Below are 26797 nucleotides of genomic sequence, written 5' to 3' on the forward strand. Positions count from 1 at the left end.
CCGTCGCCGCCCCGGCGCGGTCCGTCGCCGCCCCGGCGCGGTCCGTCGCCGCCCCGGCGCCCGTCTGCTGTGCTCATGCTTGTCCTTCGTCCGTGCCCGGGTCCGCCGCTACGGCGTCCTCGGGCGAGTCGTCGTCAGCCGCCGCGCCCCGGCGGGGGCCGCCGCGCAGGTCGGCGAGCCCGTCGATGCCCTCGAGGTCGTCCATGCCCGGCAGGTGCGGCGCGAGCGCCGGCAGCTCGTCGAGCGACGTGAAGCCCATCCGCTCGAGGAAGTACCCCGTCGTGCCGAACAGGCCCGCCCCGGTGTGCGGGTCCTGGCCGACCTCGGCCACGAGACCGCGCGCGACGAGCGTGCGCACCACGCCGTCGACGTTCACGCCCCGCACCGCGGAGACCTGCCCGCGGCTGACCGGTTGACGGTACGCGATGACGGCGAGAGTCTCCAACGCGGCCTGCGTGAGGCGCGCCGTCTGCCCGCCCTGGACGAACCGGCTCACGACCTCGGCGTGCGCGGGCGCCGAGTACACGCGCCACCCGCCGCCGGCCTCGCGCAGCTCGAACCCGCGCGGACGTCCGCCGTCCTCGCCGCGGTACTCGGCCGCGAGCGCCGCGAGCGCCGTCGTCACGTCGTCCGTGGGGACCTCGAGCGCGGCCGCGAGCTCGACGACCGGGACCGGCTCGTCCGCGACCATGAGCACGGCCTCGAGCGCGGCGGGCAGACCGCCGGGCAGGTCGTGCACCTCCGTCGTCGTCGCCGGCAGGTCGCCGGGCAGCGCGTCCCGGTCCGCGTCGGGCACCGTCGTCGGCTCGCTCACGCGGGCACCTCCTCCGCGCCGGCGGGCGTGGCCGCGGCGCCGTCGTCGTCGGTCTCGGGCGACGCGTGCGGCTCGTCGCCCTCGTCGAACTCGCTGGCCGCGCCCAGCGCCGCGGCGGCGTCCTCGTCGCCCGCGTCGGCGCCACGGGCCCACCGCACCGTGAGCTCACCGAGCGGCGTGACCTGGTCGAACCCGACGAGACCCTCGCGGAACAGCTCGAGCAGCGCGAGGAACCGCGCCACGACGACCACCGTCTCGTCCGCGTCCGCGACGAGGGCGCGGAACGTCGTCGTGCCCTGCCGCCGCACGTGCGCCGCGACGAGCTCCGCCTGCTCGCGCACGCTCACCGCGGGCGCGTGCAGGTGCGCGAGGTCGACGCCGGGCGGGGCCGGCTTCGGCGCGAGCGCGCCGGCGGCCAGCGCGGCGAGCTGGTCCGGCCCCATGGTCCACACGAGCTCGGGCAGGAGCGCCGCGAGGTGCGGCTCGAGCTGCACGACGCGCGGGAAGCTCCGGCCCTGGCTCTCGAACCGCTCCGCGAGCACGCCCGCGACGTCCTTGTACGCGCGGTACTGCAGGAGCCGGACGAACAGCAGGTCGCGCGCCTCGAGCAGCGCGAGGTCCTCCTCGTCGTCGACGCTGCCGGACGGGAGCAGCCGCGCGGCCTTGAGGTCGAGCAGCGTCGCGGCCACGACGAGGAACTCGCTCGCCGTGCCGAGGTCCCAGCCCGGGTGCGGCTCCCCCGCCGCGCGTGCGGCCTCGGCGGCGCGCTCGGCCTCGCGGATGTACGCGATGAAGTCGTCGGTCACGCGGCCGAGCGCGACCTCGGTGATGTCGAGCTTGTGCTTCGTGATGAGGGACAGCAGCAGGTCGAACGGCCCGTTGAAGTTGTCGAGCCGGACCTCGAAGCCGCGGTGCTCGGGCGCCCCGGCCGCGTCAGGCGGCGTCGCCACGGGCGACCAGCTCCCGGGCGAGCTGCCGGTAGGCCTGGGCGCCGGGGTGGTTCGGCGCGTACACGGTGATCGGCTCGGCGGCCACCGACGCGTCGGGGAACTTCACGGTGCGGCCGATGACGGTCTGCAGCAGCTTGTCGCCGAACGCCTCGTGGACCCGCGCCACGACCTCGCGCGAGTGCAGCGTCCGCGAGTCGAACATCGTCGCGAGGATGCCGTCGACGTCGAGCCGCGGGTTGAGGCGGTCGCGCACCTTGTCGATCGTCTCCACGAGCAGGGCGACGCCGCGCAGCGCGAAGAACTCGCACTCGAGCGGGATGAGCACGCCGTGCGCCGCGGTGAGCGCGTTGACCGTGAGCAGGCCGAGCGAGGGCTGGCAGTCGACGAGGATGACGTCGTACTCGTCCACGACGGGCCGCAGCACGCGCGAGAGCACCGACTCGCGCGCGACCTCGCCCACGAGCTGGACCTCCGCGGCGGACAGGTCGATGTTCGCCGGCAGCACGTCGAGGTTCTCGACGTCGGTGTGCACGAGCACGTCCTGCACGTCGACGTCGCGCTCCATGAGGAGGTTGTAGACCGTGAGGTCGAGCTCGTGCGGGTTGATGCCCAGGCCCACCGAAGCGGCGCCCTGCGGGTCGAAGTCGACGAGCAGCACGCGGCGGCCGTACTCCGCGAGCGCCGCGCCCAGGTTGATGGTGGTCGTCGTCTTGCCGACGCCGCCCTTCTGGTTGCACATCGCGATGATGCGGCCGGGGCCGTGCGTGGCGAGCGGGGCCGGGACGGCGAACTCGGGCAGGGGCCGGCCCACGACGTCGGTGCGCTGGGTCGGTGCGGTGCCCGGGGCGGTTTCCGGGACGTCGACGGGCGCAGGGCTCGTCTCGTGCTGGGTCTCGGCCTGGCTGCTCACGCCCGCCACGGTATCGCAGGACCCCCCGCCGCACCCGTGTCCGGGCCCGCGTGGCGCGCCTCAGCCGAGCGCGCGCGGGTGCGCCGCGGTGTACACCTCGCGCAGCGTGTCCGGCGTCACCAGCGTGTAGATCTGCGTCGTCGTGACCGAGGCGTGCCCCAGCAGTTCCTGCACGACGCGCACGTCGGCACCGCCCGCGAGCAGATGCGTCGCGAACGAGTGGCGCAGCGTGTGCGGCGAGATCCGCTCCGGGCGGTCGATGCCCGCGCGCTCGGCCGCGGTCCGCAGCACCGCCCACGCGCTCTGCCGCGACAGGCGCGCCCCGCGCGTGTTGAGGAACACGGCCGGCGTCCCGCGCCCGCCCGCGGCCAGCGCCGGGCGTCCCCGCACGAGGTAGGCGTCGAGCGCGCGCCGGGCGTACGAGCCGACGGGCACGACCCGCTCCTTGCTGCCCTTGCCGAGCAGCCGCACCGCGCCGCCGGCCAGGTCGAGGTCGTCGACGTCGAGGCTGACCGCCTCCGAGATGCGTGCGCCCGTGGAGTACACGAGCTCCAGCAGCGCCCGGTCGCGCAGCGCCCCGGGCCCGTCGCCCGCGCTCGCGGCCTCGAGGATGCGCTCGACCTCGTCGGTCGAGATCGCCTTGGGCAGCCGCCTGCCCTGCGACGGCGGGCGCACGTCGGCGGACGGGTCGGTGTCGGCGAGCCCCTCCGCGGTGCAGAACCGGTGCCATCCCCGCACGGCCGCCACGGAGCGGGCCGTGGACGACGGCGACAGGCTCGCGCCGCCGTCGGCGCCCGTGCGCAGCGCCGTGACGTAGGCGGCGACGTCCTCGGGCGCCACGTCGCGCACGGCGTGGTTCCCGCGCTCGGCCAGGAAGGCGACGTAGCGCGCGAGGTCGCGGCGGTAGGCCGCGACGGTGTTGGCGGAGAGGCCGCGCTCGACGGCGAGGTGCGCGAGGTACTCGCGCGCGGCCCGGTCGAGGGCGTCGGGCACGCCGGTCGCCGGTCCCGCGGACCCGCTCACCGGCGCCTCCCCGACACCGTGCTCACCAGGGCAGGAAGACGTCGACCGCGACCGCGACGAACAGCAGGGTCAGGTAGGTGATGGACGCGTGGAACACCTTCATCGCGCCGATCTTGCCGCGCGACGGGTCCTTCGCGCGGCGCAGCATGGTCACGCACGACCACATGAACCAGGCGCCGAGACCGGTCGCCACCACGCCGTAGAACCACGTCATGCCGGCGAGCGGCCACAGCGCCAGGGACGAGGCGACCATCGCGACGCCGTAGAGGATCATCTCGAGCGCGACCCGGCGGTCGTCGGCGACGACCGGGAGCATCGGGACGCCGGCGGTGGCGTAGTCCCGCTTGAACTTCATGGACAGCGGCCAGTAGTGCGGCGGCGTCCAGAAGAAGATCACGAGGAACAGCGCGAGCGCGGCCCAGCTGAGCGACCCGGTGACCGCGGACCAGCCGATGAAGACCGGCATGCAGCCCGCGATGCCGCCCCACACGATGTTCTGCGGGGTGCGCCGCTTGAGGATCATCGTGTAGCCGACGACGTAGATCGCGATCGCGCCGAACGTCAGCCACGCGGAGACCGCGTTGACGAGGACGGCGAACCACACGAGCGAGACCACCCCGAGCACCGTCGCGAACACGAGCGCGGCGCGCGGCGTGACCTCGCCCGTGACGAGAGGCCGCCGCTTGGTGCGGTTCATCACCTCGTCGATATCGCGGTCGAGGTAGCAGTTGTAGGCGTTCGCCGAGCCGGCGGCGAGCGCGCCGCCGACCAGCGTCGCGAGGACGAGCCACAGGCCGGGCATGCCGCCCTGCGCGAGGATCATCGTCGGCAGCGTCGTGACGAGCAGGAGCTCGATGATGCGGGGCTTCGTCAGCGCGACGTACGCGCCGACACGGGCCTTCCAGCCGCGGTCGCCGACGCCGGCACGGTCACCCGGAGCCGTCGCCACGGTGGCCGGCCCGGGGGTCGCCGCGGTGCGCGACGGGACTCCGGTGCCGTCGATCGGGGCCTGGCTCGTGATGTGCACGCGCTTCGGTGTTCCGTTCTGAGCTGGGGGGCGAGCTGGGACGGACCGCCGGCCGTCCGCTGCTCATCGTACGTCGCCACCTGCCCGGGTACCGCCCCGACGGGCCCGCGGGCCGTGTGAGATCGGCCCGGGATCCACCACGTGGGCACCTACCGGGCGCGGGCGCACGTCGCGTATAGGCTGGACGGCGCAGGCGTGCTGCGCCGCGCGACCGCCCGAGGCCGCACGGCCCGCTCGGACGGCCGGCCCGGCCGGGAGCGTCCGACGACCTGCTTCGAGATGTCGCGAGGATCCGGGGCCGCGCGCTCCGGACGGGAATGAGGTTCGGTGAACGCGTTGTCCCCTGCTCACACGCCCCTGGACTGGACGGACCTGGACGACCGGGCCGTCAAGGCGATCAAGGCGCTCGCCGCCGACGCCGTGGAGAAGGTCGGCAACGGCCACCCCGGTACCGCGATCTCCCTGGCCCCCGCGGCCTACCTGCTCTTCCAGAAGGTCATGCGCCACGACCCGGCCGACGACCACTGGGTCGGCCGTGACCGCTTCGTGCTGTCCGCCGGGCACTCGTCGCTCACGCTGTACCTCCAGCTGTTCCTCGCGGGCTACGGCCTCGAGATGGAGGACGTCGCGGCGCTGCGCACGTGGGGCTCCAAGACCCCCGGCCACCCCGAGTACAAGCACACGCGCGGCGTCGAGATCACCACGGGCCCGCTCGGCCAGGGCCTCGCCTCGGCCGTCGGCATGGCGTTCGCCGCCCGTCGCGAGCGCGGCCTGCTCGACCCCAACGCCGCGCCCGGCGAGTCGCCGTTCGACCACAACGTCTACGTCATCGCCTCCGACGGCGACCTCCAGGAGGGCGTGACCTCCGAGGCCTCGTCGCTCGCCGGCCACCAGCAGCTCGGCAACCTCGTCGTGATCTGGGACGACAACAAGATCTCCATCGAGGACGACACCGACATCGCGTTCACCGAGGACGTCCTCGCACGCTACGAGGCCTACGGCTGGCACACGCAGCGCGTCGACTGGACGAACGGCGGCACCGGCTACGCCGAGGACGTCGACGCGCTCGCCGCGGCGCTCGAGGCCGCGCGCACGGAGACCGGCAAGCCGTCGATCATCGCGCTGCGCACGATCATCGGCTGGCCCTCCCCCACCAAGCAGAACACCGGCGGCATCCACGGCTCCGCCATGGGCGCCGACGAGGTGCGCGGCCTCAAGGTCGAGCTCGGCCTCGACCCCGAGGCGACCTTCGCGATCGACGACGACGTGCTCGCGCACACCCGCTCGGTCGGCGAGCGCCAGTCCGACCGGCGCGGCGCGTGGGACACGGCGTTCGAGGCGTGGAAGACCGCCAACCCCGCCGGCGTCGAGCTGCTCGACCGCCTCTCGCGGCGCGAGCTGCCCGCCGGGTGGGAGGACGCGCTGCCCACGTTCGAGACCGGCAAGGCCGTCGCGACGCGTGCCGCGTCCGGCAAGGTCCTCACCGCCCTCAAGGACGTGCTGCCCGAGCTCTGGGGCGGCTCGGCCGACCTCGCGGGCTCCAACAACACGACCATGGACGGCGAGCCGTCGTTCGTGCCGGTCGAGCACGCGACGAAGAAGTTCCCGGGCCACGAGTACGGGCGCACGCTGCACTTCGGCATCCGCGAGCACGCGATGGGCTCGATCCTCAACGGGATCGTGCTGCACGGCGGCACGCGCGCCTACGGCGGCACGTTCCTCACGTTCTCCGACTACATGCGCCCCGCGGTGCGCCTCGCGGCCCTCATGCAGATCCCGACGACGTTCGTGTGGACGCACGACTCGATCGGCCTCGGCGAGGACGGCCCGACGCACCAGCCCGTCGAGCACCTCGCCGCGCTGCGCGCCATCCCGGGCCTCGACGTCGTGCGCCCCGCCGACGCGAACGAGGTCGCCTGGGCGTGGCGCACCATCCTCGAGACGACCGAGCGCCCGGCCGGCCTGATCCTCACGCGCCAGAACGTGCCCACGTTCCCGCGCGGCGAGGACGGCTTCGCCGACGCGTCGGGCACCGCGCGCGGCGGCTACGTGCTCGTCGACGCCGAGGGCACGCCGGACGTGATCCTCATCGGCACGGGCTCGGAGGTCCAGCTCGCCGTCGAGGCGCGCGAGCTGCTCGCCGCCGACGGCATCCAGGCCCGCGTCGTGTCGCTGCCGAGCCGCGAGTGGTACGACCTGCAGGACGACGCCTACCGCGAGTCGGTCCTGCCCGCCTCCGTGCGCGCGCGCGTGTCGGTCGAGGCCGGTGTGGCGCAGGGCTGGCGCGAGCTCGTCGGCGACGCCGGGCGCACCGTGAGCCTCGAGCACTACGGCGCGTCCGCCGACTACAAGGTGCTCTACCGCGAGTTCGGCATCACGGCCGAGGCCGTCGCGTCGGCCGCGCGCGAGTCCATCGCCGCGGCACGCCGCGACGACGCCCCCGGCGGTCCGGCCAAGCCCACCGAGGGCGGCACTGGCGACGTCGACTGACCGATCGTAGATTCCGGGGTGGGGCCCGGTCCGGCGCCCCACCCCGGACCGCCGCGCGGCGGACCACGAGCCCGTGCGCGGCACGCCGGGACAGGAGCGTCCCGGTACCTCGAGGCACCACGAGAGGACTCCTGATGACGCAGACCACCGTCCCCGGCCCCATCGAGCAGCTCCGCCAGGCGGGCGTGTCCATCTGGCTCGACGACCTGTCGCGCGAGCGGCTCCGCACGGGCAACCTCGCCTCCCTCGTCGCCGAGCGCGGCGTCGTCGGCGTCACGACCAACCCCACGATCTTCGCCTCCGCGCTCGCCAAGGGCGACGCGTACGACGTCCAGCTCGCCGAGCTCGCGCGCGACGGGGTCGACGTCGAGGCCGCCGTCGAGCGGATCACCACCGACGACGTGCGCACCGCCGCCGACCTGCTGCGGCCCGTCTACGACGCGACGGACGGCGTGGACGGCCGCGTGTCGATCGAGGTCGACCCGCGCCTGGCGGACGAGGACGCCTCGGCGACCGTCGAGGTCGCCGAGCGCCTGTGGCGCACGATCGACCGGCCCAACGTCTTCATCAAGATCCCCGCCACGCTGCCCGGGCTCGAGGCCATCACGCAGACCCTGGCGAAGGGCATCAGCGTCAACGTGACGCTCATCTTCTCCCTCGAGCGCTACCGCGCGGTGATGGACGCGTTCGCGACCGGGCTGGAGCAGGCCCGGGCCGCGGGTCACGACCTCGCCCCGATCGGCTCGGTCGCCTCGTTCTTCGTCTCGCGCGTCGACACCGCGGTGGACGCCGCGCTGGAGAAGGTGGGCACCCCGGAGGCGCTCGACGTGCGCGGGCGGGCGGCGATCGCCAACGCTCGGCTCGCGTTCGAGGCGTACCAGGAGTTCGTGCTCACCGACCGCTGGCGCACCCTCGCCGCGGCCGGCGCGCGGCCGCAGCGTCCGCTGTGGGCGTCGACCGGCGTCAAGAACCCCGAGTACCCCGACACGATGTACGTCACCGAGCTCGTCACCGACGGCGTCGTCAACACCATGCCGGAAGGCACCCTCCAGGCGTTCGCCGACCACGGCGCCGTCTCCGGCGACACGGTCGTCGGCGGCATCGACGCGGCGCGGCGCACCATCGAGACCGTGGAGTCTTTCGGCATCTCGATGACCGAGGTGACGCACGGCCTCGAGCGCGAGGGCGTGCGCAAGTTCGAGGACAGCTGGGCCGAGCTCCTGGACACGACCGCGGCGGGCCTGCGCGACGCCGCGGGGCGCGGCTGACGCCCGTCCCGCCACGCGGGCGCCCCCGCACGGGCGTGCCGCGGTCCTCCTAGGATCGCGGCACGCCCCAGACCTCTCCCCACCACGTCGAACGGAACGGTGCCATCAGGTGAAGCCGGCCAACATCTCGGCAGAGCACAACCCTCTGCGCGACCCCTCAGACCTGCGGCTGCCCCGGATCGCCGGGCCCTGCGGCCTCGTCATCTTCGGCGTGACGGGCGACCTCGCGCGCAAGAAGCTCATGCCCGCGGTGTACGACCTCGCGAACCGCGGCCTGCTCCCGCCCGGGTTCGCCCTCACCGGGTTCGCGCGCCGCGACTGGGAGGACCAGGACTTCGCGCAGGTCGTGCACGACGCCGTCAAGGAACACGCGCGCACGCCGTTCCGCGAGGCGACGTGGCGCCAGCTCGCCGAGGGCATCCGGTTCGTCCAGGGCTCGTTCGACGACGAGGACGCGTTCGAGCGCCTGCGGCAGACGGTCGAGACGCTCGACGCCGAGCGCGGCACCGGAGGCAACCACGCCTTCTACCTGTCCGTGCCCCCGAGCGGGTTCCCCGTGGTGTGCCGCCGGCTCGCCGAGTCCGGGCTCTCGAAGTCCGAGGGCGACGCGTGGCGACGCGTCGTCATCGAGAAGCCGTTCGGTCACGACCTCGAGAGCGCGCGCGAGCTCGACGCGGTGGTCTCCGAGGTCTTCCCCCCCGACGCGGTCTTCCGCATCGACCACTACCTCGGCAAGGAGACCGTCCAGAACCTCCTCGCCCTGCGCTTCGCGAACCAGATGTTCGAGCCGATCTGGAACTCGCACTACGTCGACCACGTGCAGATCACCATGGCCGAGGACATCGGCATCGGCGGCCGCGCGGGCTACTACGACGGCATCGGCGCCGCGCGCGACGTCATCCAGAACCACCTCCTGCAGCTCCTCGCGCTCGTCGCGATGGAGGAGCCCGTCTCGTTCGACGCGCCGTCGCTGCGCGCCGAGAAGATCAAGGCGCTCTCGTCGGTCCGCGTGCCGCAGGACCTGTCCCGTCACACCGCCCGCGGCCAGTACACGGCCGGCTGGCAGGGCGGCGAGGAGGTCATCGGGTTCCTCGACGAGGACGGGATCCCCGCGGACTCGCGCACCGAGACCTACGCCGCGATCCGGGTGGACGTCGACAACCGCCGCTGGGCCGGAGTCCCGTTCTACCTGCGTACCGGCAAGCGGCTCGGCCGGCGCGTCACCGAGGTCGCGGTCGTGTTCAAGAAGGCGCCGCACCTGCCGTTCGAGACGTCGCAGGCGTCCGAGCTCGGCAACAACGCGCTCGTCATCCGCGTGCAGCCGGACGAGGGCGTGACGATGCGCTTCGGGGCGAAGGTCCCCGGCACCGCGATGGAGGTGCGCGACGTCACGATGGACTTCGGGTACGGGCACTCGTTCACCGAGTCCTCCCCCGAGGCGTACGAGCGACTCATCCTCGACGTGCTGCTCGGCGACCCGCCGCTGTTCCCCACGCGCGAAGAGGTCGAGCTCTCGTGGAAGATCCTCGACCCCATCACGGCGCACTGGGCGGCCGAGGGCACGCCCGCGCCGTACCGGTCGGGCACCTGGGGCCCGGCGTCCGCCGACGAGATGCTCGCCCGCGACGGCCGCACCTGGCGGCGGCCGTGAGCGCGCCCGCCCGTCACGCCCTGCGCACCACCAGCACCCGACCGGGGAGGACCCTGCGATGATCATCGACCTGCCCGGCACGACGACGAACGCCGTCAACAAGCGCCTCGTACGCCTCCGTGACGAGGGCGGCGCGATCGCCCTCGGCCGCGTGCTGACGCTCGTCGTCATCGCCGAGGAGTCCGACGTCGAGACCTCGATCGAGGCCGCGAACGACGCGAGCCGCGAGCACCCGTGCCGCATCGTCGTCGTCGCCCCGGCCCGCGAGGGCTCGACGGGTCTCGACGCGCAGATCCGCGTCGGCGGCGACGCAGGCGCCTCCGAGGTGGTCGTGCTGCGCGCGTCGGGCCCGATGCTCGAGCACACCGACACCCTCGTCATGCCGCTGCTGCTGCCGGACGCCCCGATCGTCGTGTGGTGGCCGGGGCAGCCGCCGGCGTCGCCGGACGACGACCCGGTGGGCGCGATGGCCCAGCGCCGCATCACCGACTCGATCACCGCCCGCGACCCGGAGGCGACGCTCGCGTCCCTCGCGGCGACGTACGGGCCGGGCGACTCCGACCTCGCGTGGGCGCGGGTCACCCTCTGGCGCGGGCTCATCGCGGCGGCGCTCGACCAGCCGCCGTTCGACCCCGTGACGAACGTCGTGGTGGAGGGCCAGGCGCGGCACACGTCGCTCGACCTCCTCGCGGCCTGGCTCGGCGAGCGGCTCCAGTGCCCGGCGGAGCTCGTGCGCCACGACGGCGCGGAGGCGATCACGCGCGTGACGCTCGAGCGCGAGAGCGGGCCGATCGTCCTCGACCGCCCCGACGGCCGGATCGTGACGATCAGCCAGCCCGGCAAGCCCGACCGCCGCGTCGCCCTGCCGATCCGCACGCTCAGCGAGGCGCTGATCGAGGAGCTGCGCCGGCTCGACCCGGACGAGGTCTACGGCGACGTGCTGACCAAGGGCCTCGCGAGGGTGGGCGCGTGACCGCCGGCGCCCGACGCGTCGTGGTCCACCCCGACGCGTCGGTCCTCGCCGAGGCCGTCGCCTCGCGCCTCGTGACCGCGCTGCTCGACGCGCAGTCCGTGCGACGGCCGGTCCACGTGGTCCTCACGGGCGGCACCGTCGGGATCGCGAGCCTCGCCGCGCTCGCGCGCCACCCGGTCCGCGACGCGGTCGACTGGACCGGCGTGCACCTGTGGTGGGGCGACGAGCGCTTCCTGCCGACCGGTGACGGCGACCGCAACGAGACGCAGGCCCGCGAGGCGCTGCTCGACCAGCTGGCGCAGCTGCCCGCAGGGAACGTCCACCCGATGCCCGCGGCGGACGCCGCGGCGACGCCGGAGGACTCGGCCGCGGCGTACGCGGCCGAGCTCGCGGCGTACGCGCCCGCCGGCGCGGTCGTGCCGGAGTTCGACGTGCTGCTGCTCGGCATGGGGCCGGACGGGCACGTCGCGTCCCTCTTCCCGGGGCACCCGGGCCTGGACGTGACCGGCATGCCGACCGCCGGCGTGCACGGCTCGCCCAAGCCGCCGCCGGAGCGCGTCACGCTGACGTTCGAGGCCCTCGCCGCGGCGCGCCAGGTATGGGTCGTGGCCGCCGGGGCGGAGAAGGCGCCCGCCGTGGCCTCGGCGCTCGGGGGCGCGGACGTGCACGACACGCCCGCGGCCGGCGTCGCCGGCACCGAGCGCACGCTGTGGCTCGTCGACGCCGCGGCCACGGGCACGACGGACGAGGCCGCCGGACCTACCGCCTGACGGACAGGGACGCGGACCGCGTCAGCGGGAAGCGGTCCGCGTCAGCGGGAAGCGGTCCGCGTCAGCGGCCGCGGCGGGCGCGCAGCGCGGCGAGCGCCTCGTCGAGGATCGCCACGCCGTCCGCGTCGGAGCGCCGCTCCTTCACGTACGCGAGGTGCGTCTTGTAGGGCTCGTTCCGCATCGGCGACGGCGGGTGCTCCCGGTCCTGCCCGGCCGGGAACCCGCAGCGCGGGCAGTCCCACGTCTCGGGCGCCTCGATGTCCGCCTCGGACGAGAAGCTCGGGCGCGTCTCGTGCCCGTTCGCGCACCAGTACGACACCCGGAACCGCGGCGCGACCTCGCCCCGCTCGGACTCCCCGAGAGGCCCTGCACCCACGCGCGACCCACGGATCGCGTTTCCACCAGCCACGTGCACTCCCCCGTCCTCCGTGCCGACCACGGCACCCGGTCCGTTGCGACGTCGCGTCCTCGCGCGCCGCCCGACGTCGCCCCGCAGGGCGACGGCTCAGCTCACCTTCTGGATCAGTCCCAGCAGGACGATGACGACCGTCCACACGACGGCGAACGTCACCGTGATGCGGTTGAGGTTGCGCTCGGCGACGCCGGAGCTGCCCACGGAGCTCGAGATCCCGCCGCCGAACATGTCGGACAGCCCACCGCCCTTGCCCTTGTGCATGAGCACGAGCAGGGTGAGGAAGGCGCTGGTGAGGACCAGCAGGACCTGGAGGATGATGCGCAGCGCGTCCACGAGTACGTCCTTGAGGCTCAGGGCCGGCTCGACGGAGCATCGAGGTCGACCGCACGGTTGTCGTGCGGCAGGACGTGGCCTGTCGCACAGGGGACAAGAGTAGGCGACGCGGGGGCGCCGCGGCCAACCTCGCAGCCCCGGCCGGTCGACCGGGGCCGCGAGGGGAGGATCAGGCGCCGGCGTGGGCCTGGTAGCGCACGATCTTGGCGAACTCCTCGGGGTCGAGGCTCGCGCCGCCGACGAGCGCGCCGTCGACGTCGGGCTGCGCCATGATCGCGGCGACGTTCGAGGACTTCACCGAGCCGCCGTACAGCACGCGCGTCGACGTGGCGAAGTCGGCGTCGTACAGGTCGCCCAGCGCACCGCGGATGGCACCGCAGACCTCCTGCGCGTCCTCGGGCGTCGCGACCTCGCCCGTGCCGATGGCCCAGACGGGCTCGTACGCGATGACGAGGTCCGCGACCTGCGGCGCCGGGATGCCCGCGAGGGCGCCTTCGACCTGGGCGAGCGTGTAACGGATCTGGTCGCCCGCCTGGCGCACGTCGAGCCCCTCGCCGACGCACAGGATCGGCGCGAGGCCCTGGCCGACGGCGGCGACGATCTTCTCGTTGACGAGGGCGTCCGTCTCGCCGTGGTACTGGCGGCGCTCGGAGTGGCCGACGGCGACGTACGTGACGCCGAGCTTCGCGAGCATCGAGGCCGAGATCTCGCCGGTGTACGCGCCCTCGGGGTGCGCGGAGACGTCCTGCGCGCCGTACTTGAGCTCGAGCTTGTCGGCGTCCACGAGGGTCTGCACGGAGCGCAGGTCGGTGAACGGCGGCAGCACGGCCACCTCGACCGACGAGTAGTCGTGCTTGGCGTCCTTGAGGGTCCACGCCAGCTTCTGCACGGTGTGCGTCGCCTGGTGGTGGTCCAGGTTCATCTTCCAGTTGCCCGCCATGAGCGGGGTGCGGTTCGCCACGGTGTGTCGTCTCTTCTCTTCGTGGGCGCGCCGCCCCGCGGTCGCGGGGCGGCGCGCTCGGTCGGTCAGGGTGCGGTCTCAGGCCTCGAGGACCGAGATGCCCGGCAGGTCCTTGCCCTCGAGGAACTCGAGGCTCGCGCCGCCACCGGTCGAGATGTGGCTGAAGCCGGCCTCGTCGAACCCGAGGGTGCGCACGGCGGCCGCGGAGTCGCCGCCGCCGACGATCGTGAACGCGCCCTTTCCGGTCGCGTCGACGAGGGCCTGCGCGACGGCGCGCGTGCCGTCGGCGAACGCGTCGAACTCGAACACGCCCATGGGGCCGTTCCACACGACGGTGCGCGCGTCGGCGATCTTGCTCGCGAAGAGCTCGCCCGAGGCGGGGCCGATGTCGAGCCCGATCTTGTCCTCGGGGATCGCGTCGGCCGCGACGACCTCGTGGGGCGAGTCCGCCGCGAAGGCCTCCGCCACGACGACGTCCGTGGGCAGCACGATCTCGACGCCGTTCTTCTCGGCGTCCGCGAGGTAGCCCTTGACGGTGTCGATCTGGTCGGCCTCGAGCAGCGACTTGCCCACCTGGTGGCCCTTGGCCGCGAGGAACGTGAAGACCATGCCGCCGCCGATGAGGAGGCGGTCCGCCTTGGTGAGCAGGTTCGCGATGACGCCGAGCTTGTCGGAGACCTTCGAGCCGCCGAGCACGACGGCGTACGGACGCTCGGGGTCCTGGGTCGCACGCTTGAGCGAGTCGACCTCCTTGAGGACGAGCTCGCCGACGGCAGCGGGCAGCACCTGGGCGACGTCGTAGACGGACGCCTGCTTGCGGTGCACGACGCCGAACCCGTCCGAGACGAAGGCGTCGGCGAACCCGGCGAGCTCGCGGGCGAGCGCCTGGCGCTCGGTCTCGTCCTTCGACGTCTCGCGCGCGTCGAAGCGGATGTTCTCGAGCAGGGCGACCTCACCCTCCCCGAGCCCCTCGACGGTCGCCTGCGCCGACGGGCCGACGACGTCCTCCGCGAGGTGCACCGGCACCCCGAGGAGCTCGCCCAGGCGCGTCGCGACGGGCGCGAGCGAGTACTTCGGGTCCGGCTCGCCCTTGGGGCGGCCGAGGTGCGCCGTGACGACGACCTTCGCCCCGGCGTCGGTGAGCCGCTCGAGCGTGGGCAGCGCGGCGCGGATGCGGCCGTCGTCCGTGATGGTCGTCCCGTCGAGGGGGACGTTGAAGTCGGACCGGACCAGCACGCGCTTGCCGCGCAGGTCGCCGAGGTCGTCGATGGTCTTCATGAGCACTCCAGTCTTCCGGTGCCGTCGAGGTGGTCGGGGCGAGGGCGCGCGCGGCACGGCGCCGCGGCGCTCCCCGGACACGACGACGTCCGCGCACCCGCCGGCCGTCGGGCGGCGACGCGTGCGCGGACGTGTCGGATCACGCGTGAGGCGTGGTCGTCAGAGACGCTCGCCCACGTACTGCGTGAGGGCGACGAGGCTGTTCGAGTAGCCCCACTCGTTGTCGTACCAGGAGACGACCTTGACCTGGTCGCCGATCACCTTGGTCAGCTTCGCGTCGAAGATGCTCTGGTGCGGGTTCGTCACGATGTCGCTCGAGACGATCTCGTCCTCGACGTACTCGAGCACGCCCTTGAGCGGGCCCTCGGCCGCGGCCTTGACGGCGGCGTTGACGTCCTCGACCGTGACCTCCTTGGAGGCGGTGAAGGTGAGGTCCGTCGCCGAGCCCGTGATGACCGGCACGCGCAGCGCGTAGCCGTCGAGCTTGCCCTTGAGCTCCGGGAGCACGAGCGAGACGGCCTTGGCCGCACCCGTCGAGGTCGGGACGATGTTCTGCGCCGCGGCGCGCGCACGGCGCAGGTCGCGGTGCGGGCCGTCCTGGAGGTTCTGGTCGCCCGTGTAGGCGTGGATCGTGGTCATGAGACCGCGCTCGATGCCGATCGAGTCGTTGAGCGCCTTGGCCAGCGGGGCGAGGCAGTTCGTGGTGCAGGACGCGTTGGAGATGACGTGCTGCGAGGCCGGGTCGTACTGCTCGTGGTTGACGCCGACGACGAACGTGCCGTCCTCGTTCTTCGCGGGGGCCGAGATGATGACCTTCTTGGCGCCAGCGTCGATGTGCGCCTTGGCCTTGGTCGCGTCGGTGAAGAAGCCGGTCGACTCGATGACGATGTCGGCGCCCAGCTCGCCCCAGGGGAGGTTCGCGGGGTCGCGCTCGGCGAGCGCACGGATCTTCTTGCCGTCCACGATGATGTTCTCGTCGTCGAAGTCGACGCTCAGCGGGAAACGGCCGAGAACCGTGTCGTACTTGAGCAGGTGCGCGAGCGTCTTGTTGTCGGTGAGGTCGTTGACCCCCACGATCTCGACGTCAGCGCCCGACTCGACGATGGCGCGGTAGAAGTTCCGTCCGATCCGACCGAAGCCGTTGATACCGACGCGGATGGTCACAATGCCCTCCTCAGGGCGCGCCGGTTGCCCGACGCACACGGTTGATGCCGAACGATCACGTACGACGGCGTACGCAGGTGGTGATCACGCCCGTGCTCGCTGCCGGACTCGCCGGCTTCGCACCTCCCGTGCCCGCGCACGGCCACGGCGACAGCCGCGGCCGCACACGCCCACGAAGGGTGTCTGCGAAGGAGCACGTCGTCGTCACCTGACCCTCCCGAGCCTATACCAACACCTCCCCGTCGTGTGACCTGGATCCCACGCCTCGGGACCATGGTCCCGCGCGCGTGCGACCTCTGCGGCACGGCACGAAGAGGCGACGGCGGCCCGGCAAGAGCCGGTCAGAGGTCGAGCAGCTCCGGGCTGAGGCCGGCCTCGGTGTCGGGGATGCCGAGCTCGGCGGCGCGCTTGTCCGCGGTCGACAGGAGACGCCGGATGCGGCCGGCGACCGCGTCCTTCGTCAGCGGCGGGTCGGCGAGCTGCCCGAGCTCCTCGAGCGACGCCTGCTTGTGCGCGAGGCGCAGCTCGCCGGCCTCGCGCAGGTGGTCGGGCAGGTCGGGGCCGAGGATCTCGAAGGCGCGCTCCACGCGGGCGCCAGCGGCGACCGCCGCGCGCGCGGACCGGCGCAGGTTCGCGTCGTCGAAGTTCGCGAGCCGGTTGGCGGTTCCGCGCACCTCCCGGCGCGTGCGGCGCTCCTCCCACACGAGGACCGCCTCGTGCGCGCCGATGCGCGTCAGGAGCGCGCTGATGGCGTCGCCGTCGCGGATGACGACGCGGTCGATGCCGCGCACCTCGCGCGACTTGGCGGAGATCCCGAGCCGCCGCGCCGCGCCGACGAGCGCGAGTGCCGCCTCCGGCCCCGGGCACGTGACCTCGAGCGCGGACGAACGACCGGGCTCGGTGAGCGACCCGTGCGCGAGGAACGCGCCGCGCCACGCCGCCTCGGCCTCCTCGAGCCCGCCGGAGACCACCTGAGGCGGCAGACCGCGCACGGGCCGGCCCCGCTGGTCGAGCAGCCCGGTCTGCCGCGCGAGGGACTCGCCGTCGCGCACGACGCGCACGACGTAGCGGCTGCCCTTGCGCAGCCCGCCCGCCGACACGACGATCAGCTCGCTGCTGTGGCCGTAGACGTCGGCGATGGTCTCGCGCAGCCGGCGCGCGGCGATCGCGGTGTCGAGCTCGGCCTCGATGACGACGCGGCCCGAGATGAGGTGCAGGCCGCCGGAGAACCGCAGCGTCGCCGACACCTCGGCCTTGCGGCACGACGTCTTGTCGACCCGCAGCCGAGCCAGCTCGTCCTTCACCTGTGCCGTGAGCGCCATGGGCGACATCCTGCCATCCATCAGGGGTCGGGACGGCCGCCCGGCGGCCCCGTGGCGCGGCGGCGCGTGTGGCCTCGCGCACGTCCGGGCCGCTCAGCCGGCGCGCGTGCCCACGTCGCCGAGGAAGTCGTCGAACACGTCACGGTAGGCGGCGGCGAGGCGCAGCGCGTCGTGCCGCGCGGTCCCGTCCCCGAGCCGCACCTGGCGCAGCAGCAGCCGCGCGCCCATCGTCGCGGCCGTCCGCGCGAGCTGGTCGGTGTCCTCGACGGCCGACGGGTCGGCCACCACGGCGTCGATCCGCAGTCCGGGGGCGTGCTTGTGCAGCGCCTCGAGGTGGTCGGTCGCGCTGAGCCCGTACGTCTCCCCCGTGTCGCTCGACAGGTTGAGCGTCACGCACCGCCGTGCGCGCGTCTCGTGCAGCGCGCGCGCCAGCTCGGGCACGAGCAGGTGCGGCATGACCGAGGAGTACCACGACCCGGGGCCGAGCACGACCCAGTCCGCCGCCTCGACCGCCTCGACCGCCTCCGGGCACGCCGGCGGGTCGGACGGCACGAGCCGCAGCTGCTCGATCCGCCCGTGCGTCACCGCGACCCGGCTCTGCCCGACGACCGTCTCGAGCGCGTCGCCCGTGCGCACGTCCGCCTCGATGCCGAGCGGGACCGCCGCCATCGGCAGCACCCGGCCGCGCGCGCCGAGCAGGCGCCCGACCCAGTCGAGGCCCGCGACCGGGTCGTCGAGCAGCTCCCACAGCGCGACGATGAGCAGGTTGCCCACCGCGTGGTTGTCGAGGTCGCCCTCGGAGGTGAACCGGTGCTGCAGGAGCGAGCTCCACGTGCGGCCCCACTCCGAGTCGTCGCACAGCGCCGCGAGCGCCATGCGCAGGTCCCCGGGCGGGAGCACGCCGAGCTCGGCGCGCAGCCGCCCGGAGGACCCGCCGTCGTCGGCGACCGTGACGACGGCCGTCAGCCGGTCCGACATGAGGCGCAGCGCCGACAGGCTCGCGGACAGCCCGTGCCCGCCGCCGAGCGCGACGACCGCCGGGGATCTCCTCGCGACCACGGCCGGCGTCACTCCTTGCCGAGGTCGCGCGCGGTCACGGAGACGCGCTGCCCCCGCTCGCGCAGCCGTGCGGCGATCGCCTCGCTGATCGCGACCGACCGGTGCTTGCCGCCGGTGCAGCCGACGGCGATCGTCACGTAGCGCTTCTCCTCGCCGAGGTAGCCCGCGAGGACGGGCTCGAGCGCGTGCACGTACCGGTCGACGAACTCGACCGCGCCCGGGCGCGCCAGCACGTAGTCCCGCACGGGCGCGTCACGACCGGTGAGGTGGCGCAGCTCGGTGATCCAGTAGGGGTTGGCGAGGAACCGCACGTCCACGACGTGGTCGGCGTCGAGCGGCAGCCCGTACTTGAAGCCGAAGGACACGACGTTGATCCGCAGGGTCTCGGGCGTGCCGTCCGCGACGGCGGCGCGCACCTCGCGCGCGAGGTCGTGCACGTTGAGCTCGGAGGTGTCGATCACGACGTCGGCGCGCTCCTCGAGGCTCGCGAGCAGCCGGCGCTCCGCCGCGAGCCCGTCGAGGATGCGGCCCTCGCCCTGGAGCGGGTGCGGCCGGCGCACCTGCTCGTAGCGGCGCACGAGCACCTCGTCGGACGCGTCGAGGAACAGGATGCGGTAGAAGACGCCGCTCTGGCGCAGGTGGTCCAGCACCTCCACGAGGTCCTGGAAGAACTCGCGCCCGCGCACGTCGACGACCGCAGCGATGCGCTCGAGCGTCGAGCCGGACCGCGTCATGAGGTCCACGAGCGGCACGATCATGCGCGGCGGCAGGTTGTCGACGACGTACCAGTCGAGGTCCTCGAGGACGGCCGCGGCGCGTGACCGCCCGGCGCCCGACATGCCCGTGATGATCAGCACCTCCGCCTCGCGGCGCTCGGGTGCCTGGGTGGCCGCCTCGATGGCGGGGATGCCGCTCGGGACGGTCGTCGGGGAGGGTTCCTGACTCATGGCTCCAGCATGCCAGCCCGTCACGGCCGGGCGGCGGCACCACCCGCCGTCGAGGTGTCCTGCGCCGCGCCGGCGTCCTGGGCGGGTGCATCCGGTCCCGGGGCGCCGTCGCTCCCCCGGCCTCCGCCGAGCGCCGCGACGACGGCCTCGGCGGTGCGCACACCCATGCCGGGCACGGTCGCGATCTCCTCCGCGCTCGCGGCGCGCAGGCGCTTGAGGGAGCCGAAGTGCTTGAGGAGCGCGGTCTTGCGCGCGGGCCCGAGGCCGGGGACGTCGTCGAGCGCGGAGACCGTCATGCCCTTGCTGCGCTTCTTGCGGTGCTGGGCGATGGCGAACCGGTGCGCCTCGTCGCGCACGCGCTGCAGGAGGTACAGGCCCTCGGAGGAGCGCTGGAGGATGACGGGGTAGTCCTCCCCCGGCAGCCAGACCTCCTCGAGGCGCTTCGCGAGCCCGCACAGGGCGACGTCGTCGATGCCGAGGTCCGCGAGCGCCCGCGCGGCGGCCGCGACCTGCGGCGGGCCGCCGTCGACCACGACGAGGTTCGGCGGGTACGCGAAGCGGGCTCGCCGGTCGGTCGGCGCGTCCGGGTCGACCTCGCCCGAGCGCGGGACGTAGCCCGCGTCCTGGGCGGCCCGGTCCGCCGGGTCCCCCGGGCGGGCGGGGCCCGGGCCGACCGCCTCGTCCGCCTCGAGGTCGACCTCGAGGCCGCCGAGCCGCGTGCGGTCGGTGAGGTAGCGCTTGAACCGGCGCGTGATGACCTCGTACATGGCGGCCGTGTCGTCCCGCGCGCCCTCGCCCTCCGGGCCGCGGACGGTGAAGTGGCGGTACTCGCTCTTGCGCGCGAGCCCGTCCTCGAACACCACCATGGACGCGACCTGGTACGTGCCCTGGTTGTGCGAGACGTCGTAGCACTCGATGCGCAGCGGCGCCGTGTCGAGGTCGAGCGCCTCCTGGATCTCGCGCAGCGCCTGGCTGCGCGTGGTGAGGTCGCCGGCGCGGCGCGTGCGGTGCAGCGCGAGGGCGTGCTCGGCGTTGGCGCGCACGGTCGCGGCGAGCTCCTTCTTGTCGCCGCGCTGCGGGACGCGGACGTCGACGCGGGCGCCGCGCAGGCCGGTGAGCCACGTGGTGACCTGGTCGGTGTCGGGCGGCAGGACCGGGACGAGCACCTCTCGCGGCACGACGTCGCGCGCCCCGCCCTGGGCGCCGGCGCCCGTGCGCGCGTCGACCGCGGCGGCCTCCTCGGCCGCGCCGTACACCTGCTGCAGGAGGTGCTCGACGAGCTCGGCGTCCGTGACGTCCTCGACCTTCTCCACGATCCAGCCGCGCTGGCCGCGGATCCGCCCGCCGCGCACGTGGAACACCTGGACCGCGGCCTCGAGCTCGTCGCCCGCGAGCGCGAAGACGTCGGCGTCGGTGCCGTCGCCGAGCACGACGGCGTTCTTCTCCGTCGCGCGCTGCAGGGCGCCGATGTCGTCGCGCAGGCGCGCGGCGAGCTCGTACTCCATCGCGGCCGCGGCCTCCTGCATCTTGCGCTCGAGGCGCTTGACGAACCGCTGGGTGTCGCCCGCCATGAAGTCGCAGAAGTCCTCGGCGAGCGCGCGGTGGTCCTCGGGCGAGATGCGCCCCACGCACGGCGCGGAGCACTTGTCGATGTACCCGAGCAGGCACGGCCGGTCGGTCTGGCGGGCGCGCTTGAAGACGCCGGCCGAGCACGTGCGCACGGGGAAGACGCGCAGCAGCAGGTCGAGCGTCTCGCGGATCGCCCACGCGTGGCCGTACGGGCCGAAGTAGCGCGTGCCGGGCCGCTTCGCGCCGCGCATGACCTGCGCGCGCGGGAACTCCTCGCCCATCGTCACGGCGAGGAACGGGTACGACTTGTCGTCGCGGTACTTGACGTTGAACCGCGGGTCGAACTCCTTGATCCACGTGTACTCGAGGGCGAGCGCCTCGACCTCGGTGCCGACGACGGTCCACTCGACCGACGCGGCCGTGGTGACCATCGTCTGCGTGCGGTGGTGCAGGTTCGCGATGTCCTGGAAGTAGCTCGACAGGCGCGCGCGCAGGTTCTTCGCCTTGCCGACGTACACGACCCGGCCGTGCTCGTCCCGGAACCGGTAGACGCCCGGCGAGGTGGGGATCTCCCCCGGCGCAGGGCGGTACGTCGCGGGATCAGCCATGGTCTCCAGCCTAGGTCAGCGCACCGACGGCGGGGCCGGTGCGGGGGGCGCTGCGGGGTCGTGCGGGGTCAAGCAGGGGTGGCGCGGGGCGAGCCGGGCAAGCTGCGTCAGGAACGGCTCCTGGGCGGTGTGACGGCGGTCACCGGCGGCTAGGGTGACGGGCATGAGCGCACAGCACGGGTACTCCGCGACGGTCCGCTGGACGGGGGCCGGCGAGACGGGCACGTCGTCCTACACGGCGTACGGCCGCGACCACGACGTCCTGCTCGACGGCCGGCCGGCCCTGCCCGGCTCGGCCGACCCGGCGTTCCGCGGCGACCCGTCGCGCTACTGCCCGGAGGAGCTGTTCGTCGTCAGCCTCTCCCAGTGCCACATGCTGTGGTTCCTCCACCTGGCCTCGGCGGCGGGCGTCGTCGTGCGCGAGTACGTGGACGACGTCACCGGGATGATGCGCGTCGAGTCCGGCGGCGAGGGCCAGTTCACGGACGTCACGCTGCACCCGCGCGTCGTGCTCGACGACGGGCCGGGCACCGACGAGGAGTCGCTCGCCGTGCTGCACCGCCGCGCGCACGACCACTGCTTCCTCGCGCGCTCGGTGAACTTCCGGGTGCTCGTCGAGCCCGCACCGGCGCGGCGCGCCGCCGCCTGAGTCAGGCGGCGGACGCCTTGCGGCGCGACGTGCGACGCGCGGTGCCGTCCTCGTCCGTCGCCCGGCGGGCCTTCGCCGAGCGCCCGGTCGACGACGTCGCCGCACTGCCCTGGGCCGAGCCCTTGCGCTTCTCCGCCTCGGCGACGGGCACCGGGGGGTGCTGGTCGAGGATCTCGGCGAGGAACCGGCCGGTGTGGCTCGCCTCGACCCGCGCGACCTGCTCCGGGGTGCCCTGCGCGACGACCTTCCCGCCGCCGGACCCGCCCTCGGGGCCCATGTCGACGATCCAGTCCGCGCTCTTGATGACGTCGAGGTTGTGCTCGATCACCAGGACGGTGTTGCCCTTGTCGACGAGCGACTGCAGCACGCCGAGCAGCTTGCGGATGTCCTCGAAGTGCAGGCCCGTGGTCGGCTCGTCGAGCACGTAGATCGTGCGGCCGGTCGAGCGCTTCTGCAGCTCGCTCGCGAGCTTGACGCGCTGCGCCTCGCCGCCCGAGAGCGTCGGCGCGGGCTGCCCGAGGCGGACGTAGCCCAGGCCCACCTCGACGAGCGTCTTGAGGTGCCGCGAGATCGCCGGGACGGCGGCGAAGAACTCCGCGGCCTCCTCGATCGGCATGTCGAGGACGTCCGCGACCGTCTTGCCCTTGAAGTGCACCTCGAGCGTCTCGCGGTTGTACCGCGCGCCGTGGCACACCTCGCACGGCACGTAGACGTCGGGGAGGAAGTTCATCTCGATCTTCAGCGTCCCGTCGCCCGAGCACGCCTCGCAGCGCCCGCCCTTGACGTTGAACGAGAACCGGCCCGGCGTGTAGCCGCGCACCTTGGCCTCGGTCGTCTCGGCGAACAGCTTGCGCACGTGGTCCCACACGCCGGTGTACGTCGCCGGGTTCGACCGCGGCGTGCGGCCGATCGGGCCCTGGTCGACGTGCACCACCTTGTCGAGCTGGTCGAGGCCGGTCACGCGCGTGTGCCGTCCCGCGACCTGGCGGGCGCCGTTCAGCTCGTTCGCCATGACGGTGTAGAGGATGGAGTTGACGAGCGTCGACTTGCCGGAGCCCGAGACGCCCGTGACGGCGGTGAACGTCCCGAGCGGGAAGCTCACGTCGATGCCCGTGAGGTTGTGCTCGCGCGCGCCGACGACCGTGACCTGGCGGTCCGGGTCGGTCGGGCGGCGGTGACCCGGCAGCGGGATGCTGCGGCGGCCCGACAGGTACGCACCGGTCACCGACTCGGGCGCCTCGAGCAGGCCCGCGTAGTCGCCCGAGTGGACGACGCGCCCGCCGTGCTCGCCCGCCCCCGGGCCGATGTCGACGATCCAGTCCGCCGTGCGGATGGTGTCCTCGTCGTGCTCGACGACGATGAGCGTGTTGCCGAGGTCGCGCAGCCGCGTGAGGGTGTCGATGAGGCGGCGGTTGTCGCGCTGGTGCAGGCCGATGCTGGGCTCGTCGAGGACGTAGAGCACGCCGACGAGGCCCGAGCCGATCTGCGTCGCGAGCCGGATGCGCTGCGCCTCACCGCCGGACAGCGTCGCCGCCGGGCGCTCGAGCGACAGGTAGTCGAGGCCGACGTCGAGCAGGAAGCCCAGGCGTGCGTGGATCTCCTTGAGCACCTCGGCCGCGATCGCGCGCTCGCGCTGGCCCAGCTCGAGCGAGCCGAGGAACGCCGCGGCCTCGCGCAGGGGCAGTCGGCACACGTCCCAGATCGACTTGTCGCCCACCTTGACGGCGAGGACCTCGGGCTTGAGGCGCGCGCCACGGCAGACCGGGCACGGCACCTCGCGCATGAACGCCTCGTACTTCTCCTTCGACCACTCGGACTCGGTCTCGGAGTGCCGCCGCTCGAGGAACGTGATGACGCCCTCGAACCCGGTCGAGTACTGCCGCTCGCGGCCCCACCGGTTCTTGTACCGGACGTGGACCTGGTGGTTCTGGCCGTGCAGGACGGCCTTTTTCGCCCGCTCGGGCAGCGCGCGCCACGGCGTGTCCATGGAGAACCCGAGGTCGTCGGCGAGCGCCGTGAGCACGCGCTCGAAGTACTCCGACGACACCTGGGCCCACGGCGCGACGGCGCCCTCGCGCAGCGACTTCTCCTCGTCGGGGACCACGAGGTCCGGGTCCACCTCGAGGCGGAAGCCGATGCCCGTGCACTCGGGGCACGCTCCGTACGGGGCGTTGAAGGAGAACGTGCGCGGCTCGATCTCGTCGAGCGCGAGCTCGTGGTCGTTCGGGCAGGCGCGCTTCTCGGAGAAGCGGCGCTCGCGCCCGGGGTCGTCGGCGTCGGCGTCCACGAGCTCGACGACGACCAGCCCGCCCGCGAGGCCGAGCGCGGTCTCCACGGAGTCCGTGAGCCGGCGCTGGACTCCCTCGCGCGAGACGAGGCGGTCGACGACCACCTCGATGTCGTGCTTGAGCTTCTTCTCGAGCACCGGCGGGTCGGTGAGCGTGCGCACCTCGCCGTCGACCCGGGCGCGCGCGAAGCCCTTGGCCTGCAGCTCCTTGAACAGCTCCGAGTACTCGCCCTTGCGGCCGCGCACGACCGGCGCGAGGACCTGGTACCGCGTGCCCTCCGGCAGCTCGAGCAGGCGGTCGACGATCTGCTGCGGGGTCTGGGCCGTCACGCGCTCGCCGCACACCGGGCAGTGCTGCGTGCCGGCGCGCGAGAAGAGCAGGCGCAGGTAGTCGTAGACCTCGGTGATGGTGCCGACCGTCGAGCGCGGGTTGCGGTTGGTCGACTTCTGGTCGATCGACACCGCGGGCGACAGGCCCTCGATGAAGTCGACGTCGGGCTTGTCCATCTGCCCGAGGAACTGGCGCGCGTACGCGGACAACGACTCCACGTACCGCCGCTGGCCCTCGGCGAAGATCGTGTCGAACGCGAGAGAGGACTTGCCCGACCCCGACAGGCCGGTGAAGACGATGAGCTGGTCGCGCGGGAGGTCGAGCTCGACGTCGCGCAGGTTGTGCTCGCGGGCACCGGAGATGACGAGGCGATTGCTCACCGAAGAATGGTACGTCCGGCCACCGACGCTCGCACACGTGTTCGACGCCCCTCCTCCGTTCCCTCACGTCCCGCGGTGCGCACGTCCACATCGACGTCCCGCGGCGTCCACGTCCTGCGGCACACTGGCGCGATGACGTACACGGGTGAGGTGGTCGTGGGCGGGCCGGCGGACGTGCGCGTGCTGGAGGAGCTGGAGATCCGCAAGCTCGCCGTCGGGCCGATGGCCAACGACGCCTACCTGCTCACGTGCCGTCGCACGGGCGAGCGGCTGCTCGTCGCGTCCGCGCGCCCCGACGGCCCGCTGCAGACGGTCGTCACCACGCACCGGCACCGCGACCACGTCGGCGCGCTCGCCGACGTCGTGGCAGCGACCGGCGCACGGGTGGCGGTCGGCGCCGACGACGCCGCGGCGGTGACGGCCGCGACCGGGGTGCGCACCGACCGGGCGCTCGCCCACGGCGACACCGTCGCGGTCGGCGACGTCCATCTCGAGGTCGTGGCGCTGCGCGGGCACACGCCCGGCTCGGTCGCGCTCGCCTACCGCGAGCCCGAGCACGCAGCGGGGCCCGAGGCCCGGGCCGGGCGCGTCCACCTGTTCACCGGGGACTCGCTCTTCCCCGGCGGCGTGGGCAGCACCGACCACGACCCCGTGCGCTTCGGCCGGCTGCTCGACGACGTGACGGAACGTGTCTTCGCCCGGTTCGACGACGACACGTGGGTCTACCCCGGCCACGGCGCCGACACGACCCTCGGGGCGGAGCGACCGCACCTCGCCGGCTGGCGCGCCCGCGGTTGGTGAGGGTCCCGGCGCCGACCGCTCAGCGGGCGCCGCGCAGCGCGGTGGGTTCGATCCGTCCCTCGTCGACCACCGTCTCACCGTCCGGCCCGCGGGTGCGCCGCACCTCCCACGCCGCCGCACCTCGCCGCTCGGTGACGGCGCCGGCGAGCCGGCCGCCCTGGTACACCAGGCCGACCCCGTCGTCCGTCGCGTAGGACGTGGGGAGGGTCCCCTCGGCGACCATGCGGTGCAGGAGCGGGCGACGCCCGGGGTCGGAGTCGTGGTGGACACCGTTGCCGTACGGCACGAAGGCCAGGCCGTCCGTCATCGGGCGGAGCTCGGGACCGAAGGAGTCCGTCGGGCCGCCGACGTGCCAGCACAGCGAGCCGGCGCTGATGCCCGCCAGCACCACCCCGGCCTCCCCGACCGAACGCAGCACGGCGGGAAGCCCGTGCGCACGCCACACCGCGAGGAGGTTGACGACGGAGCCGCCCCCGACCCAGACGACGTCGTGCGCCCTCAGGTGGCCCTCGACGTCCTCGACGTTCGGCATGCTGAAGAGGGACAGGTGCGACATGCGCACGCCGGCCACGCGGGCCGCTTCGTCGAGGTCGGCCCGGAACCACGACTGGTCGCCGCCGGCGGTCCCGACGTGGCACACGCGCGGCGTGCCGTCGACTCCCGAGAGATCTGCGGCGTGGTGCACGAGCGGCCCGAGCGCGAGCCGCGTCCGACGCCCTGGTGCGTACCCGCCGGACGTCGCCAGGATCGTGAGACCGCGCACGCCGCGACCCTACGTGGCGTGCGCGGAGAGCCGCCAGACCGCGACCGCCCTGCG

23 protein-coding genes are annotated in these 26797 nt (G+C 73.7%); 7 read left to right on the forward strand and 16 right to left on the reverse strand.

The window, feature by feature from the left end:
* Positions 1–73: 73 nt before the first annotated feature.
* From scpB to JZ5iCDA_RS04040, 5 genes are all read right to left on the reverse strand, one after another.
* Complete coding sequence (gene scpB / locus JZ5iCDA_RS04020) at positions 74–814, reverse strand: SMC-Scp complex subunit ScpB (protein WP_083259641.1); 741 nt, start codon at positions 812–814, stop codon at positions 74–76.
* The gene (locus JZ5iCDA_RS04025) at positions 811–1764 is read right to left on the reverse strand and encodes a segregation and condensation protein A (RefSeq protein WP_069385977.1); all 954 of its coding nucleotides are present in this window, start codon (positions 1762–1764) and stop codon (positions 811–813) included. Before JZ5iCDA_RS04025 ends, scpB begins: the two co-directional genes overlap by 4 nt.
* Positions 1748–2575, reverse strand: coding sequence for a ParA family protein (locus tag JZ5iCDA_RS04030; RefSeq protein WP_069385996.1), 828 nt, complete (start codon positions 2573–2575; stop codon positions 1748–1750). Before JZ5iCDA_RS04030 ends, JZ5iCDA_RS04025 begins: the two co-directional genes overlap by 17 nt.
* A 159-nt stretch (positions 2576–2734) precedes the next feature.
* Positions 2735–3697: a site-specific tyrosine recombinase XerD gene (gene xerD, locus JZ5iCDA_RS04035; RefSeq protein ID WP_083259642.1), complete on the reverse strand. Its 963-nt coding sequence runs from the start codon at positions 3695–3697 to the stop codon at positions 2735–2737.
* 22 nt (positions 3698–3719) lie between these two features.
* Positions 3720–4646: a heme o synthase gene (locus JZ5iCDA_RS04040; protein ID WP_069385998.1), complete on the reverse strand. Its 927-nt coding sequence runs from the start codon at positions 4644–4646 to the stop codon at positions 3720–3722.
* 405 nt (positions 4647–5051) lie between these two features.
* On the opposite strand from JZ5iCDA_RS04040, the gene tkt reads away from it, so the two are divergent.
* The 5 genes from tkt (at position 5052) to pgl (ending at position 11876) form a co-directional block, all read left to right on the forward strand.
* Positions 5052–7214, forward strand: a complete 2163-nt coding sequence (gene tkt, locus JZ5iCDA_RS04045; protein ID WP_069385978.1) for a transketolase — start codon at positions 5052–5054, stop codon at positions 7212–7214.
* 134 nt (positions 7215–7348) lie between these two features.
* Positions 7349–8482: a transaldolase gene (gene tal / locus JZ5iCDA_RS04050; RefSeq protein ID WP_069385979.1), complete on the forward strand. Its 1134-nt coding sequence runs from the start codon at positions 7349–7351 to the stop codon at positions 8480–8482.
* A gap of 109 nt (positions 8483–8591) precedes the next feature.
* On the forward strand, positions 8592–10133 hold the full coding sequence (gene zwf / locus JZ5iCDA_RS04055) for a glucose-6-phosphate dehydrogenase (protein WP_069385980.1): 1542 nt from the start codon (positions 8592–8594) through the stop codon (positions 10131–10133).
* Between the two features lie 58 nt (positions 10134–10191).
* On the forward strand, positions 10192–11106 hold the full coding sequence (opcA, locus tag JZ5iCDA_RS04060; protein ID WP_069385981.1) for a glucose-6-phosphate dehydrogenase assembly protein OpcA: 915 nt from the start codon (positions 10192–10194) through the stop codon (positions 11104–11106).
* Positions 11103–11876, forward strand: coding sequence for a 6-phosphogluconolactonase (gene pgl / locus JZ5iCDA_RS04065; RefSeq protein WP_069385982.1), 774 nt, complete (start codon positions 11103–11105; stop codon positions 11874–11876). The genes opcA and pgl overlap by 4 nt, the downstream gene beginning before the upstream one ends.
* Positions 11877–11937: 61 nt before the next feature.
* Here the strand turns inward: pgl and JZ5iCDA_RS04070 are convergent, their stop codons facing one another.
* The 9 genes from JZ5iCDA_RS04070 to uvrC form a co-directional block, all read right to left on the reverse strand.
* On the reverse strand, positions 11938–12285 hold the full coding sequence (locus JZ5iCDA_RS04070) for an RNA polymerase-binding protein RbpA (RefSeq protein ID WP_069385999.1): 348 nt from the start codon (positions 12283–12285) through the stop codon (positions 11938–11940).
* A 96-nt stretch (positions 12286–12381) separates the two neighbouring features.
* Positions 12382–12624 carry a preprotein translocase subunit SecG gene (gene secG / locus JZ5iCDA_RS04075; protein WP_069385983.1) on the reverse strand — a complete coding sequence of 81 codons (243 nt, stop codon included), beginning with the start codon at positions 12622–12624 and terminating at the stop codon, positions 12382–12384.
* A gap of 169 nt (positions 12625–12793) precedes the next feature.
* Positions 12794–13585, reverse strand: coding sequence for a triose-phosphate isomerase (tpiA, locus tag JZ5iCDA_RS04080; protein WP_083259643.1), 792 nt, complete (start codon positions 13583–13585; stop codon positions 12794–12796).
* A gap of 78 nt (positions 13586–13663) precedes the next feature.
* The gene (locus JZ5iCDA_RS04085) at positions 13664–14863 is read right to left on the reverse strand and encodes a phosphoglycerate kinase (protein ID WP_069386001.1); all 1200 of its coding nucleotides are present in this window, start codon (positions 14861–14863) and stop codon (positions 13664–13666) included.
* 159 nt (positions 14864–15022) lie between these two features.
* The gene (gene gap / locus JZ5iCDA_RS04090; RefSeq protein ID WP_069385984.1) at positions 15023–16027 is read right to left on the reverse strand and encodes a type I glyceraldehyde-3-phosphate dehydrogenase; all 1005 of its coding nucleotides are present in this window, start codon (positions 16025–16027) and stop codon (positions 15023–15025) included.
* A gap of 341 nt (positions 16028–16368) precedes the next feature.
* A complete protein-coding gene (gene whiA / locus JZ5iCDA_RS04095; RefSeq protein ID WP_069385985.1) occupies positions 16369–17349 on the reverse strand; it encodes a DNA-binding protein WhiA in 981 nt (326 codons plus the stop codon).
* Between the two features lie 93 nt (positions 17350–17442).
* On the reverse strand, positions 17443–18408 hold the full coding sequence (locus JZ5iCDA_RS04100; protein WP_069385986.1) for a gluconeogenesis factor YvcK family protein: 966 nt from the start codon (positions 18406–18408) through the stop codon (positions 17443–17445).
* An 8-nt stretch (positions 18409–18416) separates the two neighbouring features.
* Positions 18417–19355, reverse strand: a complete 939-nt coding sequence (gene rapZ / locus JZ5iCDA_RS04105) for an RNase adapter RapZ (protein WP_069385987.1) — start codon at positions 19353–19355, stop codon at positions 18417–18419.
* Between the two features lie 20 nt (positions 19356–19375).
* Positions 19376–21532, reverse strand: coding sequence for an excinuclease ABC subunit UvrC (uvrC, locus tag JZ5iCDA_RS04110; protein WP_069385988.1), 2157 nt, complete (start codon positions 21530–21532; stop codon positions 19376–19378).
* 163 nt (positions 21533–21695) lie between these two features.
* Between uvrC and JZ5iCDA_RS04115 the strand changes: the two genes are divergently transcribed.
* Positions 21696–22181, forward strand: coding sequence for an OsmC family protein (locus tag JZ5iCDA_RS04115; RefSeq protein ID WP_069386002.1), 486 nt, complete (start codon positions 21696–21698; stop codon positions 22179–22181).
* 1 nt (position 22182) lies between these two features.
* Here the strand turns inward: JZ5iCDA_RS04115 and uvrA are convergent, their stop codons facing one another.
* Positions 22183–25179, reverse strand: a complete 2997-nt coding sequence (gene uvrA, locus JZ5iCDA_RS04120; RefSeq protein ID WP_069385989.1) for an excinuclease ABC subunit UvrA — start codon at positions 25177–25179, stop codon at positions 22183–22185.
* Between the two features lie 132 nt (positions 25180–25311).
* On the opposite strand from uvrA, the gene JZ5iCDA_RS04125 reads away from it, so the two are divergent.
* Positions 25312–25980, forward strand: coding sequence for an MBL fold metallo-hydrolase (locus tag JZ5iCDA_RS04125; RefSeq protein WP_069385990.1), 669 nt, complete (start codon positions 25312–25314; stop codon positions 25978–25980).
* A 19-nt stretch (positions 25981–25999) separates the two neighbouring features.
* Here JZ5iCDA_RS04125 and JZ5iCDA_RS04130 read toward each other — a convergent pair whose 3' ends face one another.
* The gene (locus tag JZ5iCDA_RS04130) at positions 26000–26743 is read right to left on the reverse strand and encodes a peptidase E (RefSeq protein WP_069385991.1); all 744 of its coding nucleotides are present in this window, start codon (positions 26741–26743) and stop codon (positions 26000–26002) included.
* Between the last annotated feature and the right edge of the window lie 54 nt (positions 26744–26797).

The organism is Cellulosimicrobium cellulans (assembly GCF_001722485.1).
Taxonomy (GTDB): Bacteria; Actinomycetota; Actinomycetes; order Actinomycetales; family Cellulomonadaceae; genus Cellulosimicrobium; species Cellulosimicrobium cellulans_A.

Coding starts and splice junctions, on each gene's coding strand:
- uvrC (WP_069385988.1), bottom strand. CDS start 21,532: ATGGCTGATCCCGCGACGTACCGCCCTGCGCCGGGGGAGATCCCCACC.
- JZ5iCDA_RS04125 (WP_069385990.1), top strand. CDS start 25,312: ATGACGTACACGGGTGAGGTGGTCGTGGGCGGGCCGGCGGACGTGCGC.
- JZ5iCDA_RS04115 (WP_069386002.1), top strand. CDS start 21,696: ATGAGCGCACAGCACGGGTACTCCGCGACGGTCCGCTGGACGGGGGCC.
- tal (WP_069385979.1), top strand. CDS start 7,349: ATGACGCAGACCACCGTCCCCGGCCCCATCGAGCAGCTCCGCCAGGCG.
- JZ5iCDA_RS04085 (WP_069386001.1), bottom strand. CDS start 14,863: ATGAAGACCATCGACGACCTCGGCGACCTGCGCGGCAAGCGCGTGCTG.
- opcA (WP_069385981.1), top strand. CDS start 10,192: ATGATCATCGACCTGCCCGGCACGACGACGAACGCCGTCAACAAGCGC.
- whiA (WP_069385985.1), bottom strand. CDS start 17,349: ATGGCGCTCACGGCACAGGTGAAGGACGAGCTGGCTCGGCTGCGGGTC.
- rapZ (WP_069385987.1), bottom strand. CDS start 19,355: ATGAGTCAGGAACCCTCCCCGACGACCGTCCCGAGCGGCATCCCCGCC.